Annotated in this window: 17 protein-coding genes and 1 pseudogene; 13 read left to right on the forward strand and 5 right to left on the reverse strand. The window is 36.1% G+C overall.

Translation table 11 applies throughout. From position 1 onward, the window contains the following. The 9 genes and pseudogenes from BV375_RS17290 to BV375_RS17330 all read left to right on the forward strand — a co-directional run. Positions 1-1271, forward strand: a 1271-nt coding sequence (locus BV375_RS17290) for a reverse transcriptase domain-containing protein (RefSeq protein WP_143842112.1), incomplete at its 5' end; no start/stop codon positions are given. 126 nt (positions 1272-1397) lie between these two features. Further along, positions 1398-1730, forward strand: a pseudogene (locus tag BV375_RS17295) (GNAT family N-acetyltransferase); the annotation flags it as partial. A 90-nt stretch (positions 1731-1820) separates the two neighbouring features. Beyond that, the gene (locus BV375_RS17300; protein ID WP_086762594.1) at positions 1821-2945 is read left to right on the forward strand and encodes an RNA-guided endonuclease TnpB family protein; all 1125 of its coding nucleotides are present in this window, start codon (positions 1821-1823) and stop codon (positions 2943-2945) included. A gap of 138 nt (positions 2946-3083) precedes the next feature. Continuing rightward, on the forward strand, positions 3084-3623 hold the full coding sequence (locus BV375_RS17305) for a hypothetical protein (RefSeq protein WP_086762595.1): 540 nt from the start codon (positions 3084-3086) through the stop codon (positions 3621-3623). A 161-nt stretch (positions 3624-3784) separates the two neighbouring features. After that, positions 3785-4090, forward strand: coding sequence for a WGR domain-containing protein (locus tag BV375_RS17310; RefSeq protein ID WP_086762597.1), 306 nt, complete (start codon positions 3785-3787; stop codon positions 4088-4090). Positions 4091-4390: 300 nt separating this feature from the next. Continuing rightward, entirely contained in the window at positions 4391-4558 is a 168-nt protein-coding gene (locus tag BV375_RS36935; RefSeq protein WP_166507467.1) for a hypothetical protein, read from the forward strand. An 88-nt stretch (positions 4559-4646) separates the two neighbouring features. After that, positions 4647-5249 (forward strand): siphovirus Gp157 family protein, encoded by a 603-nt coding sequence (locus BV375_RS17320; RefSeq protein WP_086762601.1) that lies wholly within the window; start codon positions 4647-4649, stop codon positions 5247-5249. A 427-nt stretch (positions 5250-5676) separates the two neighbouring features. Continuing rightward, positions 5677-6126, forward strand: coding sequence for a hypothetical protein (locus tag BV375_RS17325; protein WP_086762603.1), 450 nt, complete (start codon positions 5677-5679; stop codon positions 6124-6126). Positions 6127-6309: 183 nt separating this feature from the next. Further along, a complete protein-coding gene (locus tag BV375_RS17330) occupies positions 6310-6678 on the forward strand; it encodes a hypothetical protein (RefSeq protein ID WP_086762605.1) in 369 nt (122 codons plus the stop codon). 259 nt (positions 6679-6937) lie between these two features. On the opposite strand, the gene BV375_RS38180 is transcribed toward BV375_RS17330, so the two are convergent. Continuing rightward, positions 6938-7078, reverse strand: a complete 141-nt coding sequence (locus tag BV375_RS38180; protein WP_243713968.1) for a hypothetical protein — start codon at positions 7076-7078, stop codon at positions 6938-6940. A 177-nt stretch (positions 7079-7255) separates the two neighbouring features. Between BV375_RS38180 and BV375_RS17340 the strand changes: the two genes are divergently transcribed. Genes BV375_RS17340 through cdd form a run of 3 tightly spaced genes read left to right on the forward strand, consistent with a single transcriptional unit; the run spans position 7256 to position 11848 of the window. Next, positions 7256-7627, forward strand: coding sequence for a trypco2 family protein (locus BV375_RS17340; protein ID WP_086762607.1), 372 nt, complete (start codon positions 7256-7258; stop codon positions 7625-7627). 28 nt (positions 7628-7655) lie between these two features. Then, positions 7656-11360, forward strand: a complete 3705-nt coding sequence (locus tag BV375_RS17345) for a CHAT domain-containing protein (RefSeq protein ID WP_086762608.1) — start codon at positions 7656-7658, stop codon at positions 11358-11360. A 56-nt stretch (positions 11361-11416) separates the two neighbouring features. Beyond that, positions 11417-11848, forward strand: coding sequence for a cytidine deaminase (gene cdd, locus BV375_RS17350; protein WP_086762610.1), 432 nt, complete (start codon positions 11417-11419; stop codon positions 11846-11848). Between the two features lie 174 nt (positions 11849-12022). On the opposite strand, the gene BV375_RS17355 is transcribed toward cdd, so the two are convergent. From BV375_RS17355 to BV375_RS17370, 4 genes are all read right to left on the reverse strand, one after another. Further along, on the reverse strand, positions 12023-12634 hold the full coding sequence (locus BV375_RS17355) for a deoxynucleoside kinase (RefSeq protein WP_086762612.1): 612 nt from the start codon (positions 12632-12634) through the stop codon (positions 12023-12025). Between the two features lie 68 nt (positions 12635-12702). Further along, on the reverse strand, positions 12703-14217 hold the full coding sequence (locus BV375_RS17360) for a radical SAM protein (protein ID WP_086762614.1): 1515 nt from the start codon (positions 14215-14217) through the stop codon (positions 12703-12705). A gap of 143 nt (positions 14218-14360) precedes the next feature. Next, positions 14361-14882 carry a hypothetical protein gene (locus BV375_RS17365; RefSeq protein WP_086762616.1) on the reverse strand — a complete coding sequence of 174 codons (522 nt, stop codon included), beginning with the start codon at positions 14880-14882 and terminating at the stop codon, positions 14361-14363. 175 nt (positions 14883-15057) lie between these two features. After that, a complete protein-coding gene (locus BV375_RS17370) occupies positions 15058-15636 on the reverse strand; it encodes a hypothetical protein (RefSeq protein WP_086762618.1) in 579 nt (192 codons plus the stop codon). Between the two features lie 199 nt (positions 15637-15835). Here BV375_RS17370 and BV375_RS17375 point away from each other — a divergent pair, with 199 nt between their 5' ends. After that, a complete protein-coding gene (locus BV375_RS17375; RefSeq protein ID WP_086762620.1) occupies positions 15836-17473 on the forward strand; it encodes an ATP-binding protein in 1638 nt (545 codons plus the stop codon). The last annotated feature ends 65 nt before the right edge of the window (positions 17474-17538 follow it).

Raw genomic sequence — 17538 nt, forward strand, 5'->3', positions numbered from 1 at the left:
AGTTAGAAAAGGAACCAAACAGTGGAAACCTCGCTAGCTGGCTACCCACTTTCGACAAAATCAACCACAAAACATTGCTGGAAAAACTACATACATCCCCTACCATTCGTCGCCAAATCCGCGCATGGCTAAGGTCGGGAGTGATTGATTTTTCCCTATATTCATTGAATGAGAAATCATACAGTAGAACATTTGAGGGTACACCACAAGGAGGGGTGATATCTCCACTCCTTGCCAATATAGCCCTTAATGGGATGGAAAACCGTATTAAACAAGCCTTTCCAAAAAGGCAACCTACAATCAACGGCAAGAGGATAGTAATACCCTCACCCGAATTAATACGATATGCAGATGACTTTGTAATTCTGCATGAAGACCTGACCGTTATCCAACAATGCCAGCAAATAATTAGCGAATGGTTGAAAGGTTTAGGACTGGAATTAAAACCAAGTAAAACACGGATATCCCATACACTAAACGAATACCTTGGTAATGTGGGTTTCGACTTTCTCGGCTTTACCATTAGACAATTTCCAGCAGGAAAATGCCACAGTGGTAAAAGTACCAATGGAAAGTTACTAGGTTATAAAACCATAATCAAACCGAGTCAAGAAAAACTACAAGCACACACGGTTAAACTAGGAAAGCTAATGGATAGACATCAAGCATCTAAACAAGCTGTCCTTATAAGCAACCTCAACCCAGTTATCCGGGGATGGGCAAACTATTACACTAGTGTATGTAGTAACAGAACATTCAGTAAAGTTGATGCAATCATCTTCAGTCAACTTAAAAGTTGGGTAAAACGCCGACACCCTGATAAACCATTTAAATGGATACGTAAGAAATACTGGCACACCATTGGAAATAATAACTGGGTTTTCCAGCCTCCAGAATATAGTCCCAAGTTAATCCGACACACGGACACTAAGAGTACCAAACACATCAAAGTGCAAGGAAATAGAAGTCCGTATGATGGAGACTGGATTTATTGGAGTTCAAGAATGGGTAAACACCCAGAAGCCCCAACAAGAATCTCAAAACTCTTAAGGGTGCAGAAAGGAAAATGTTCCTACTGCGAACTATATTTTAAAGATGGAGATTTGTTAGAAATCGACCACATAATTCCTTCTTCACAAGGAGGCAAAAATGGATATGACAACTGGCAATTACTCCACAGACATTGCCACGATGTTAAAACTGCAAAAGATAAATTGCAGATTCAACCTGAAGTGATTGATGAGGACTACCTAGTTGATAATCCTTTCTAGGGAAACTCCAAAAAGTTGAGAGGTATGTATGACAAACACCAAGCTATTGAGGAGCCGTGTGATGGTAAACTGTCAAGCACGGTTTTGTAGACGAGCCGTCACGGTGACGGGACGGCTTAGTTCAACGAAAAGTTAAGGTTATTTACTCAAGAAGATAAATACTGGGACTGGATATTTAAATTAAGATATATTGCCAATCAAGCAAATCTTGAAGGTTATGCAGTTGAGTGCGAAAACAAAACTCAAGGATTAATGATAATAGAAACACAAATGCACGGTTCCCGGTTGAATATTGGTAAGAGACTAGTTTATGTTGATGGTATTGCAACTGCCCCCACTAACCGAATTGAAATTCAGCGTCCGCCTCAATTCAAAGGTGTTGGTCAAGCACTTTTAAATTTCGCCAGAATTAGAAGTGTTGAGCTTGGGTATGAAGGTAGAGTTGGGTTACCAAAAACATGGGTTTAAAGCCTAGCCCTTCAAGGGCAACTTTGCTTAATTTAGAAATAATTTGAGTTTTTAGCTTCATATTTTTGGTAAGATATTAATATGAAAACACTGAAGTTTAAGCTATATCAACACAAAAGAAATAGACACCTCAAACGCATAATAAATGCTGCTGGGGTAATCTACAATCATTGCATTGCTCTACATAAACGCTACTACAGAATGTGGAGTAAGCATTTGAGTTGTGCAAAACTTCAGTCGCACATTGCAAAATTAAGAAAGCGTAACCCATTTTGGCAAACCGTAGGTTCTCAAGCAGTACAAGATATTTGTCAACGCATCGAGAAAGCTTACCAATTGTTTTTTAAATATAACAAGAAAGGAGTTAAAGCACCAGGATTTAAGAAAGTTAAAAAATACAAATCATTCAGCTTAAAACAAGCTGGTTATAAGTTTTTGGGAGGTAATAGGGTAAAAATTGGGAATCGAGTATATCAGTTTTGGCAGTCTAGAGAGATAGAAGGAACAGTCAAAACATTAACCATAAAACGTACACCGTTGGGTGAATTGTTTATGGTTGTGGTAGTTGATAATTGTGCTGAGTCACAAACCAAGTCCACGACTGGTAAAATAGCGGGGTTTGATTTTGGACTCAAGACATTCCTCACTTGCTCAGATGGTACTTTAATTGAGTCACCTCAATTTTTTAAGCAGTCCCTAAACGCCATAAAAGTAGCCAGCAGAAAGCATTCCAAAAAATTGAAAGGCTCAATCAATCGTGAAAAAGCCAGAAAGAATTTAGTCCGCAGATACGAAGATATTTCTCATCGTCGGCGTGATTGGTTTTGGAAATTGGCGCATCATTTGACTGATAAGTTTGATGTGCTATGTTTTGAAACACTCAACCTCAAAGGAATGCAACGTCTTTGGGGTAGAAAAATATCAGACTTGGCATTTGGTGAGTTTCTACAAATTCTAGAATGGGTTGCAAAAAAGAAGAAAAAGAGGGTTGTTTTCATCGACCAATGGTATCCCAGTAGTAAGACCTGTTCGCACTGTGGACAGGTTTTAAAAACTCTTGATTTGTCTATCAGAGAATGGCGTTGTTCGGGTTGTCAGTCAGTGAACGGAAGGGATGAAAACGCCGCACTCAATATTCAAATGGTTGGGGCATCAACCATTGGGTTAGGCGATGTAAGTCAGTTTGAAACTGCATTTGCTGTTTGAGCCTAGAATCTCCACCATTCAATGGTAGGGAGTATGTCAAGAAAAACAAAATATGTTTAACTGCGGGACTGAAGAAGAATACGATAATTTGGTTTACTTTGAGTATGGTGTATTGAGACGAATATCAGGTGAAAATTTATGAATCATCAACAGCAAAATAATAATTCTCAGGTGAATGAGCCAGTAACAACCCAAGAAGCTATAGATTTACTTTTTGGTGAAGGATGGCTCGATGAGGCTGTTCGTATCGAAGATGAAGCCAATTGCACTATTGGTGCTGGTTTGGATTGGGGTAATGCACTACCACCTTTACTGCTTAACCTTCCTTTATTTGGTCGCCTATCAACGCTGCGTGTATCACTTAACCGTGAAATCAGGCTAATAATTGAAACATGGGATTTAGGTGTAGGTACAAAAGCGGCAACGGAGACTGCAAGAAGATGCATTAAAGAACGGTTGCTATCTCCTGCACCTGAGCTATTACCTTACTTAGAAGCCACCCTGCTGCAAGATGATTTATACGGTGAAGAGTTTATATCTAACCGCGAAGTTCTCAAATCGCTACTTGCAGTACTGCTTACTGATTCTGATAGAGCAGAAATTGCAGAGACATCTGCTAATTCAATACGCGCACAAGTTATGTCGCAGGTGAATTTTTCCGAAAAGCTTTCTGCTTAAATACTTAATATAATAACAAAAATATTGCATCCAATAAATCAAATTCATCAAAGGAGCAACCGCAAGAGTAATAGGTACTTCAGTAACGCGCAAGCCGAGCCTAATTATTAAAATTATTGTGTTGACAGATTCTTGCTCCCAGCAGCAAAAACGTGGTTGAGATGACTGTAAAAATTGCCTACCAACTTGACAAATGGCTTCAATCGAAGTGGCAAAGAGATACGCGATTCTACACCTTAACCCTTTGCCAAAACCTATTTGGAGAATGGACGATCACTAAAACTTGGGGCAGTGCTATATATAGAGGATTTGGCAAGTCAAAAGATTTAGATTGTCCTGATTATCAAGCCGCGTTACTAATTTACTACAAGCTCCAAGAGCGAAGAGAAAAGCGAGGGTATAAAAGAGTTGACCTATGTCAAGATATTGATGAATCTTTAGCTAGTCGCCATGAAAGTAGTTCATAACCTGATAAAAATTTATCATTGCTGACTCTAACCAAAATTTCTCCTTGCTGTACTGGTAAATATTTTTTGGAACATTCTGACAGAAACCTCTCTCGATAGCCTGACGATACCAAAGTTCAAAATCATCCTCAACAGGAGTAATCGCCCATTCTACCTTGACCATTTTCTACGTTGTAGAATTTAATTTAGAGAAATCACCAATAATTATAAGAAGGGGAAAATTAATTTTCCCCCTTAATCATCAGAACTATAACAAGCACTAACGTGCAACTTCATTAGATGAATTGAAGTTGTATAGAGATGAAAACTGTTATAAATCCTAACCCAAAAAAGGCACAAAAATCTCCAAAATCCACATTGCAGGCTCAACGAGTTAGCCTGTTTTTAGATGAGGCAGATTACTACGACTACGAAGCAGAATTGGCACAAGAAAAGTCAGACTACTATCACTTGCAGTACGGATACTAAATTTAATCTACTTTCAAGCATCAACTCTTCCTAGTCAACAACTAGTAGCAGGTAGCTGCTACTGGTTTTTTATATCAAAAAGTAAATCATGACTCAAGCAATTGAACGCGAAATCAATCAACTCACGCTCAAAGAGTTAAGCTTAGATGCTGCTAAACTTTGGTCACAGATAGAGGAAGCAAGCGAGTTAGGCGAAGAAGGTAAAGTAGAACAACTCGTACAAGAACTGATGGGTGTTCAAGATGGTATCGAAACCAAAATCGATGCGATCGCCTGGGTAGTTGACCAGTTAAATCTTGACCTTGAAACCTGGGAAGAAAGAAAAGTGCGAGTAGCCGAACTCCACGACCGGGTAATTTCACGTCGTAAAACTCAACTTGAACAAATCAAGCGTACCCTGATCCATCTACACGATATTGGATTAATCAGTGACAAAAATATTGGTAAGGAAAGGGTAATTGAAATCAGGGATAACCCACCCAAAGTCGCTAACTTACTAGTAGAGGTAGACGATCGAGATTTTCCTGATGAATTTAGAGTTATTAAGTACCAAGCTAATAATAAGGCAATTCTTGAAGCCTATAAATCTGGTCAAGATATTAGCGATATTGCTGAGATAACTATTGGGAAACAGGTACGGTTTAAGGTGCAATCAGCTACTAAGGGGCGCAACAAGAAAAACCACAACTAATGGCATACGCCTCAACCATGTAAATCAAACACAGGTATATCCCATCATTTTACAAATATATCATCAAATGGTTAAGAGTCAAATCTTAATCATTTTTATTTTTTTAAACTATACCTCAATTTTAAACTTCTTAAAAAAATCATCAAAACTTTGCTTAGATTTAAAGCCAATGAAGATATAATCGGTAAAACAGTAAATATCAATTTTAGCAGCGGTAATTATGTGCCGGACTAGGTACAAACATCGTTACGATAGGTTAGTATATTTAACCTTCTGTGATGTGGTTCAGTAGGTAATTGCAATTGATTATGTATTTTCTAATTTCCAACTATCAAGATGATAATTCAAATTAGCCTTAAGTTTAATCTTCAGGTATGCAATCACCATAAATAAAAATTAAATATTAGCTATCGGGAAACATCTTCAAATGTCACATCATCAAAATCGAAGTATAGTTATCCGTAACGCTATTATCAACAGTTTGTTTATTATTTGGTGTTTGGTTTGGCGTACTGGTTTGGGGCTAACCTTTTTCATCATCTATGCTTCCCTGGGCTACATATATAACTGGCCATTCTACCTTCCCATTTCGATTATTTTGGGATTTGTCCCTTGGGGCTGGAAAGTGCAAGAAGAAAGAAGGATTAGAGAAGAAGAACAAAAAGTGAGGAATTTGAAAAATCAAAGTGGGGATGGTTTTATCTATGCCAGAGCCGAATCAAATGTCGAAATAAATTATAGGGGAGTTATCTTCCTTAAATCAGTACTTGGTCTATTCGTTAGCGGATTTTGGGGAATAATACTTGGCTGGAAAGCTATTTGGAATATGATACTACAGTTAGTTGATAATATTAGAACAGTTGTTAAATATATGTAGGGTGACATCTTTATCTAAGCAAACCAAGCCCAAGATATTTCATCACTGTTACGCCATTAATTTATTATCGAGCCTTTTCTTCAGAGTAAATTTACACAAGCTAACGCTTTGAGATAAATAGCAAGCTGGCATACCGCTTCATTAAATAGCCAGTTACTAATTATATCAACAGGAGTTAAAACAATGGAATTAGCACAGTATATGCTAACAGGGCTTCTCTACATTCTTATTTACGGATTTTCTACTCTATTCATTTTCCAATTCTTGCTGGAGATATCTATCGCTTTTGAAAAACACTGCAACTGCACTACATCCATAAAACCCACTGTAAGTAAAATTGAAAACTTAACCGATCAATCCAAACTTCGGATATCTAACAAAAATCAAGGATCTACAAACAAACATATCACTGTTCAACAGTTAAGGAAAAGATGCTCACAAGCTGGAATAAAATGGAGTTACGCTATTCAAGTATCTAAAACAGGCAAGAAACGACATCTCAATCGAGAAGAAATGTTAATAGCCCTAAACCAGATTAAACAGTCAGCATAATAAAAATATAAACTGGTAGTAATTAATTTTATTATCGGTTTATATAAAATGGACAAATATTGTATTTGTTTGCGAATAAAAAATTCTAGTAAAGACGCATCACCCCTAATTTTCAATCATCCAAATTCTAGACAAGAAGCAAAGCTAAAAATATAAAAACTAAGAGATCAAGGTGAATGCTCTAGTTTTTCTTGCGCTTTGCAGTACTTTTTTTAACTGTTGGATAACGAATTCTACACACACGTGATTCTCCAGTAGGCTAGCCTGGAGACTTTCCACGAGGTTTGGGTGCAATAGCAGGTGTACCAATCGTGGCGAAAACTCCACTCATCGCTTGAGCAACCCTTCCTGGAGTCAACTGGGACTGTTTCTTCTGCCAGGGGAGAGGATTATCAGCCACAATAGCTGGTTCAGAAGATAATTAAACCTTCAACTTGGGCATTATAAGTTCAGAAAGCAAAAAGCAGAAGGCACAAGGCAACCCACTAGCGTGTTGACTCTGTGCTTTTTCGGAAATAAAAGCTCATGCAGTTTTTGTGCCGCCTTTTTAGTCAATTTATTGAGGAATAATTTTCGTATGGCAGAAGAGAATGGTATTGGGCTGGCAGAGTTGATTCAGCAAGTCAAACAGGAGCTACTTTCAAATCCTGCTGATAAGGAGACTAGTGTTCCGTTTTTGAGTGTAGACTCTGTTGAACTAGAACTACAAGTAGCAGTTCAGAAAGAAGCAAAGGGGAAAATAAAAATTTACGTTCTTGAAGTGGGCGGTGGAAGCAGCCGCAGTGACGTGCAAAAGATAAAAGTTACTCTTTCCCCCATGTTTGATAAAAAAGCGCTTCTCGATTTTTATAAAACCCTTCACTCAGACCGTGTTCCAGGCACAGTTAAAAAGAGCCTTGATGCCCTCTTCAAAGGAGACGATGGTAATGCAGATGAAGGTGTTATGTAATTTTTGAGATAATCGATAACTGACCTGTATGAAACTATTAAATTTATATCTCACTCCCATTAATGAAGCCCGTTTTAAGGTGATTGCACGGTCTAGTGCAGGTCAGGCAGAAGCTAATTCCAGACTACCCTTCTTTGAAAATCGGGATAAATGGCGAACCACCTTAATTAAGATGCTAGAGGTAAATGAATTCCGTCCGTCAGACTTTCAAAATGAGGGAGAACAAGACTGGATGGTAAAAGTTGGCATTCTTACAAAGGATAAAAGTAACTTTAACCCGCCAGCCACTCGTCTGAAAAAAATTGGGCAGCATTTTTATAAATCTCTTTTTCCTGCAGGAGAAGTCAGAGAAGTTCTACAAAAGATGATTGCACTAGCAGAGGCAAGCAACACTCAATTACATATCCAACTTGAGTTCAACGCAAATGTAACTCAATATAGCCGCTTACCTGACTATCCTTGGGAACTTGTACATGATAGTCAAAAGTTTCTGGCACACCATCGAGTTACATTTTCTCGTTATATTGCTCATTCCACGAAACCACCAAGCCTACCACTTACCAACAAGATAAATATTTTATTAGTTTCATCAACTGCATTTGACGAAGAGAACGGGCTGCTTCCGCTTTCTAAAAAAGAACAGCAGGCGATTTTAAAAGGTTTAGCAAAAGCTCAAGAAACTGGTGACATTAGTTTAACTATACTAGAACCTCCTACTTTGAATTGTTTTAGAGCATATTTAACTGAAAATCGAGGAGATAAAACTCCTCACGTTTTTCACTTTGATGGACACGGTTTTTTTGGCAAACGTTGTGATAATCAATCGTGCCGAACTATACACAGAAATTTAAAAGCAGAAAAATGTAAAAACTGTGGTGCTACTTTACCAAGTAATCCTCAAGGATATTTGGTATTTGAGAATGAACAAGAGGAAGCGGATTACGTAAGTGCACAAGAAATAGGTACGCTGCTACAAAAAACTAGTTTTGGAGATAATCCAAATCAGCAAGCCGGAGTCGCTTTGGCAGTATTGAGTGCTTGTAAAGCAGCAATGGCATTAGGAGGAGATTCAGTTTTCAATGGTGTTGCACAAAACTTGATTAATCATCAAGTGCCCGCAGTAGTTGCAATGCAGTACACTATACGAGTAGATAGTGCCGTTGCTTTTGCAGAACATTTTTATCGCTCTTTAAGTCAGAAAAACACTTTGGTAACAGTAGTTAGTCACGCTCGTGAAGTTATGGGAACTACTGACAACCAATGGTATCGATTAGTCCTCTACCTCCGCTGGCAGGATAATGAAGGTGGACAACTCTTTGCTTCCCCTGTCTCTATCAAAGCTAAAGACATCGTAAATATTGCAGAAAGAGAAAATCAAGCTGAGAAAGCTCTATCAACTTATGAACCAGTGTTTGTTGTACCTAGCCAAGATATTTTTGTTGGACAAGAGGAAATACTAGAAGCTATTGTACAACACGCTTTAAATCGTGAATACCGATTATTAACTCTATACAGCGGTATTGGTGGTATTGGTAAAACTGCCGTTGCATGTTGTGTAGCCCAAAAATTAAAAAAAGCAAACTATTTTAAAGATGGCATAGCTTTCATAGAATTACAAGAAACTAAAACAGTTGAAAGCTTAGTATTAAAAACTATTTTAGTATTAAAGTTAAAAAATATTTCCACTAGAGATGAGTTAATTGGTCAACTCCAAAATAAAATAATTCTGATAATTTATGACAATATCGAAGATATAGTTAGTAATGATGCTAGTAGATTAAATGATTTTTTTACTGAAATCTTAAAATGGACTACTGTATCAATTATTTGTACTGGAAGGGAATATACAAATATTTCTGAGGAGAAGTTATTTGAAATAAAACCATTAACCAAACAACAAAATAAAGATTTATTTATTAAACTTATAAAACGAAAAATCAACTTGGAAGTAATAGATAATGAAATAATAGATAAGATAGTATCTTTTTGTGATGGAATTCCTCTAATAGTACATTTAATATCTTCTTGGTTTCCGAGATTTTCGCTAGCAGAGTATCTTGAAGATTTTAATACTGAAAAGTCATTAGCACTACGTAATGCAAAAATTACAGAAGGAGATAAAACTACCAATTATGAAATTTCTACTAAATTAACTTACGAGAAATTAACTAAGGAAGAACAGAAGTTCTTTAGATATATATGTTTATTACCAGTACATCCTACAAAAGAGATGCTACCGGAATCTACTGAAGAAAGTATACGTCAGATAATTAGGGAACTTCGTAGCTGGAATCTACTTTCAGAAGTATCAGAAGAACTAAGAGTACTCATACCAGTTCGAGAAGTTATTCGACAATTTGCAAATGAAGAAGAGAAACTAAAAATAGCAACCTCTATCATTAATTATTTTTTAAACAATCAAGAATTAAAAAATCATCAAAATACTAGTAAATTTATTATTCAACAACATAATAATTTAACTTTTGCTATATTAACTGTTCTAAATGATGAGACTAATATTTATTTTAATAATACTATGCTAGCCATTATGAAATCCGAACTTTATTATACTCAAAAAGGATTACTAAAGGAAGCCACTGAAATATTAGAATATTTAATTTCCAAAGCAGAAAAGAATCAACTAAGTATCCCATATCAAATATATGCCTATCAGGGCAATGTATTTAGACTTCAAAGTCTTGATGCTATTACTCCATATGCTAAGGCGTTAGATTGTGTTAACGACGAAATTCAAAAAGCAAAAGTATTGCTGGGTCTAGCAAATGCTCAAAAAACTGTTTTGCAGTACTCTCAAGCAAAATCTTCATTTGAAGAGGCTCTACAAATATTTCAAAAGCATTATGAATTTCCTAGGGAGCAAGCAGAATGTTTATGGGGACTAGCTAATGTAAATTTTGCAACAAGTCAATGGCAAAATGCCTTAGGTTTATATACTAAATCGTTGGAAATTTATGAAAGATTGACAGGGGAACACCTTAATATTAAAGGACAAATAGACTGTTTGAAAGGTATGTGCGACATTTATATAAAAAAGAGAGAATACAATCAAGCACAAACAGTAATATTTAAAGCGCATGAACTTTACTACACTTCTGTCCCACCTTTTATAAACAAAGTCACAGAAGCTAAAATTCAGCAAGGGATGGGTGATATATCGAAACTAATATTTATTAATTCGATTGAAAAAGATAAAAAAGACTCTGAATCAGACTATTTGAATCTGTCTGAGGCGGCATATAGTAAAGCAATAAAACTATATCATGAAATGTTAGTTCCTGTAGGTGAAGCACTTAGTTACTATAAACTAGCTGAACTTTATGTATTCTCACATTCACTGCAAGAATCTGAGATTTTATTTCGTAAATCTGAGAAGATTTTTTCAGACTATAACTACGTTTTAGGAATTTTAAAATCCCAACTTGCTTTACAAAAAATAAGTCTTATTAGCGAATTAGCTACTCCTGAAATGATAAAACAAATACAAACTTTACTAAATCTAGCTCAAAATACTTGTAAATCCAAATATTGGCAAGCAGAATGTTTAATTGTATTAGCCGTTTGTCATATTAAATTGTCGTATCTAACACAGGGATACTTATTATTATCTGAGGCAGAAAATATTTTTGCTAGTTTAAAACGAACAGATAAAATAGATATTATAAAAAACATATATACGGGGTCATACACCATCTATCTAGCCTTCCAAGAATAAAATAAAAAATAATTTGATAATTTTAATCGATAATAATGTAGTCTTAGGACATAAGTATGAAATGTGATCGACTATCTAATGAAGAACGAAATCTACTTTTACAAGCAGCTCAAGAAGCAAGAAAACAAGCTTATGTACCTTATTCTAATTTCCGTATTGGTGCAGCAATACTAACAAGAAAAGGTAATATATTTACTGGTTGTAATATTGAAAATGCATCGTACAGCCTTACAATATGCGCTGAACGTGTAGCTGTCTCTGCTGCTATTGCTCAAGAGGGAAGCGATAATTTCACTATTAATGCAATTGCAGTTGTTACTGATCGCAAAATCTTTTGTTCACCATGTGGTGCCTGCCGACAAGTTATATTAGAATTTGGAGAAGAAGCTGTTGTTTTGTTTCAAGGTCATGAAGGTGTGGTAGTAGAGATGCTAATTTGTGAACTTTTACCTTACAGTTTTTGTTTTAAAAAAGGTATTGGTAACTAAATAAAGTAAGCTGATGCGCGCCTAGATTAAATATTTTCGCTTGTGGGTTGTCAAGAGTCAAGACTCCTCTTTTAAAGTTCAAACTAGCTTTTGAAAGAGAATTTTTGACAACCTGAGCACGAAATATATAATTTAAATGCGTAATAGCTTATTTACATTTATATAATTCTCTTTTTATAAAAGATCTATAGCAGCTTGATAAATTTTTTTTGATGCAGAAATAGTATCTATTGAACCAGTATCAATAGTTATAACTGGGCAAAAAGTGATAGTTTGAATCCAAGTTGCATATCGACTTTCCAAATCATTTAAGTAAGACAAGGTTATATTTCGCTCAAATTGTCTCCCTCGGTTGATAATCCTTTCTTGCAAAATCTCAATAGATGTTCTCAAATGTATAACCAAGTCGGGTAAGGGTAAGGTAGCTGTAAGTAAATTATATAAATCAGTCAAGCATTGAAAATCTCGGTAGTTTATTAAGTTATCTTCAAAAAGCTTTCGGCTGAATATTTCATAACATTCATAAGCGCTAATATCTTGGCAAACTAGATTTGATATATTTTTCATAGATGCTTGTTGTTGAAACTTATGAATAATAAATTGGATCTGATTATGAAAGCTCCAGCGCTTCATATCTGCATAAAAGTCTTCAATATATAAATAATTAATAATTTCTTCATTCAATAAATTACAGCCATATTCTTCATGAAGTTTTTGACAAAGTGTTGTTTTGCCAGAACCAATATTACCACTAATAGTTATGAATAAATTTCTTTGTTGTTTCATTATCTTAATTAGAAAATAAATTATTAATAAGTGCTTTTCAAGGGATATTGATTATTAATATTAGTATATTAAACTGCTTTTAAAGATATCAGCTTAGACCATAATTTTTGCCTATTATTATTTAATTCTTCTTGACCTTTTGAAAAAGGTAGTTTTTCAATACCAAACTTCTCAGAACGTTGTACAAATTCAAGGTATGAGATACTTGGTGAAAAATATCCATACTTTTTCTGTTTATAAAATATTTCCATAGTTTGAAATGATTTCGTGAATAAAGTACCAAGTTCTTGTAGAGTGTCATAAGTAAATACAGTACTTGGATTTACAGGCCACAAATGCCTTTCTTCCCAAGTACTATCTTTGACAAGCGAACCACCATATTCCTTAATATGTTCTTCTATTCCAGTTTCAAGTGATGAACCTGGATATAGCAAAAGAGGGTATGCTGATACACTTGTAGTGTAAGGTAAATTTTGTTCTAAAAAAGAAATTGTTTCTCCTATTGTTTCTACCGTTTCTCCTATATAAAAGAGAATATTCATTTTGACGATTATTTCAAGGTCATATGCCGAGCGCAAAATTTCTGATGCTTGTTCTAAATACTTTTTGGTGTTTTGGGTCTTCCCCATTCGTGTAAGTATATCTGGAGAGGCGCTTTCAAATCCAAGGTCTAAAACTCGTAATCCTGCCTCTGCAAGTTTTTGCAAGCGAACAGGACTTAAATAGTCTACTCGTGTTTCAGTTCTCCAAGTAAAATTTAGTCCTTTTTCTTTTTTCATACAAGCAAGTTGAGATATTTCCTTATCTTGCATCAAAAACATAGGAGTTTCTAAGTAAAGACAAATTTCATTATCACCATATATCTGAGTTATGTATTCTGCTTCTTCTATAATGGTTGATACATCTTTCTTTCTAACTCCAGTTTTTGCTGATACACAAAAAGCACACCCAAATGGACATCCTCTACTAATTTCTAAACTGGGCGGAAAACTGTGAAAATTAGGATATAAGCTATAGTTTAATCGAGTAATTTCTTGAGGATTTAATGCTAAATCGAAAAGTGTTGAATTAATCTTTCCGGTAACATCACGATAAACTATATTGGGAACTTTTTCTAAAGAGTTCTTATTTTTGACACTATTAATAAGTTGGCAAAGTACCTCCTCTCCCTCTCCTCTAACCACGATATCTATAGCAGCACATTCAGAGAGAACTGTATCTGCTATTTGTCCAACATGGTCTTTACCCCCAACTAAAATCAAAATGGATGGAAAAACTTGGCGAATTAAATATGCTATTTTTTTACATGAAAGATAACTAAAACCACTTATACAGGAAAGACCCACTACAAGTGGTGAGCAATATTCTATTTCTTGCAAAAGTTTGTTTATGCAATCCTCTTCTGAATAATTTTCTTCAGAATAAGCTTGTGGATCAAATATTTCTACTTGAAATTCCCGTTCTTTCATATAAGAAGCGATGGCAAGAATTCCAAAATTAAGTCGCTTTAAAAAAGGAAATGCAAGGTCATAAGGTTTTTTACCTAAATCAATAGGCACGTTAACCAGAAGTAAGTCTATCATAGTGTGAAGTTAAGTTATATAGTAGACTTTGTTTTATTGTTTTGCCATTAAGTAAAGTTGTCGTTTGATAAGATTATTTGCTTGAAACTATTACCATTTGAAGCCTAAAGTGTACAAAAGCGTATTAAACAACTAGTTTCCTTTTACTTATCATTAACAACAGCCTTATGTATATTGTTGTACTGAAAGCCTGATGACTCTCCAGATAACAATAGAAAAGTCATATGAAGTAGTGAAGCACCTTTGCTAATGTTAATGCCTTTTTCGTTGTAAATTATTAATCCACATTGGGAAAATCCATGAAAGCCTGGGTCCCATATACCTGTTGCAAGTGTGCCTCCATACCTAAGAAGTGTTGAGCGGGGTTTTCCTAATGCCATAACATTATTTGGTAAACATAATTCTTCGCAAAACTGCACTACATAGTGACCTTTAGCTAGCTCAAAAAGACCTTCATCGTTACAAGTCAACTCATGTCTTTTAGGTAATAAGTTTGTCTTGCGTCCGTTGTAAATTGTCCCTGGGCTATCAAGTATAAATATTCTATTAACTGATAAATCAAATCCTGCGGGTTGAAGTTGCCACTCCCAATCGTAATATTTATCAATAAGTGGAGGATTTTTTTTACATAGTTCTGTAATATCTTTGTCACATAGAACTGACATTTAGTTACTCCTTTATTTTGAATTTTGTGATGATTTTAACTCTAACTTGATGATATGCAAATTATTACTGGCTACCAAGCAAGATTTGTAAGATAAATTAAGCTTTTGTATAAAACTGTAGTATTATTACATCTCCCTACCCGAGAAAACCTGATCCTGTGATTTTTTCACATCCTTAGTTCTTCCTTTGGGCAAGATAGCCTTGGCGGTAATCACTTTTCTTTAATCTGGAAGCTTGACGTGCAGACCACTGACGTATGGGAGTAACTTTCTCTACATGAAGTAGCTTCTGGCGATAAGTATTATTATCTGTCAGTTGGGCGATCGCACCAGCAATAAATCGAGCGCAGCGTTCTGGTTGAGATGAGACTTGTTCTTCTGCAAAGCGGATAACCAGCCAGTTTGCATCGACAAAACACTTGTTTCTATAGTCATCATCGCCGATACAGTGAGTGGGCTTCCCAGTTGCAAATGAGATAGGCTCATCAACCTCCAAGTCTATGTGTAAACCAGTATTTGGTTCAATCAACAGAAAATCAGCCGTAAATGGTAGTCGATGCCCTGGTGGAAACATCACCTGCTGGGAAGAAACAATTTCACCAAAATAATGTTTGAGAACATTTTCAAACAGCTCCTCACTTGCCCCAATTGGTGCATCTCCCTGTCCAGACGGAAAAACTATAGGAGTAAACTGTTTTTTGTCTTTAACTAACTCTGGAATAACAACGATTGGATATTCCGGTGTCTTTGCCATAACTAAAAATCAAAACACTTGGAAAATCAGAACTCTTGGGAATTATCTAAATTCACAACACCATTACACAATCAACAAAATACTGAAAAGAAACCAACTTTTTTCTAATTTTTTGGATTTAGAAATTAGAAAATTATCAGTTATCGTACAGCATCTCTTCTAGATAAGATTGCTTCTGATTACGCTACAAGCAACTAAGATGAAGTCTAGCTTTGAGTATCTAGAAGACCTGCTTGCGGACAATTATCCAATCATTGCCTGTGAATCCCCCCTCCAAGAACGCCACCGCTTCCTCATTCGTATTACTACTTCCTGTCAGCAAGTAGGTAAAAAAGTCTATATATGGAATTTAAGCGAGGACAGTATTAAAGAATTAGTCGTCAGCACCGAAAATAATCTTATTTTTCAAGAGTTTCACGACTATAAACCTTCCATCAAACAAAATACAGAAGATTATTTTCAAGTACTCAATTTTTGGAGGGTTTATTCTGGCACTGGAGTACTAATCGTTGAGAATATTTTTCCTTGGTTAAAAGAAAACATAACTAAAGACACTGAATATGTTCTTCTATCAGAATGGATTAAGTCGTCGCTAGTTAATCTAAAATTACATACAAATAAAAGTGATAAGACTACCATATTACTAGGAGCCAATGCCGAGTTAGCCAGCGAAATAGCAGCAGAAATACCCCTTTGGAGTCAAGAATTACCAGATACACAAGAAATTATTGATAATTTAATCAGCAGTAATTTATTTCCTTTAATTTATAATGAACAAGACTATTTAGAAATTGCTAACGCTAGTGTTGGTCTGTATATTTCTGATATTATTTCTTGCCTAACCGATATTAGAAAAAATCATGACTTAGGAAATTCCAGTGAGATAGCAAAGCTTCTACTAGCAAAAAAAATTCAATTGCTCAACCGCTTGTATGACATCGAATTCTTACCTCCACCAAAAGTCCAACTTGGTGGGTTAGAACTCATGCAGCAGTCATTCAAAAAGTTCAAGCGATTGCTTACCCCGCGTGCCAAACAATACAATCTGCGCGTACCCAAGGGGATTATGCTTGTGGGGCCACCGGGGACGGGAAAATCACACTCAGCAAAAGCCTGTTCCCAAAACATGGGTATTCCCCTCATTATGGTCGATTGGGGCAACTTTAGAAGTTTTGGCAACCAAGCAGAAATGAAACTCAAACGCTTGTTGCGACTGGCAGATAGGCTCAATCAAGTAATTTTGTATTTCGACGACTTTGATAAAGGCTTCGCTGGGGATGATGACCTCGCCAAACGGCTGGCTGGTCAGCTATTAACGTGGATGCAAGAGCGCACGTCAGATGTACTAGTCATCGCGTCAGTTAACCGCATGGAATGGCTACCACCCGAACTCACCCGTGCTGGACGGTTTGACTATTTATTTAAAGTAGACTTGCCCAATAATGGGGAAAGATATAGTATCTTCAAACTGCACGCTGCCCGGTTTGACAAACGCTTTCGCAATGGCGGCGACCCCTGGAGTGAAGAACAGTGGCGCAGAATTCTTAAAGCCACCAATCGCTGTGTAGGTGCAGAAATCCAGACAATTGTAGAACGCGCCGCTAGTACGATATTCTGCGAAACCATAACAGAAGATACCTACTCAGAAAGCCAACTCCCCACACTTGAACTAACAATCGAGGCATTACTAGAAGAACGCCGTCAGATTAACCCGCTTGCTATCCGCGAAGCCGATCGAGTCGAATCGATGCGTAACAAAGCTGACCAACAAGCTTTACCTAGTAGTCCCCTAGACGAAAGCAAGTTTGCTGTTGGCAACATTGATATTTTCAGCTAGCACACATCATAAATCAATTCAAAGTTTCATCATGTTTGGACGAAAGCAAATGTAACCAAAACATT

Source organism: Nostoc sp. 106C, assembly GCF_002154725.1.
Lineage (GTDB): Bacteria > Cyanobacteriota > Cyanobacteriia > Cyanobacteriales > Nostocaceae > Aulosira.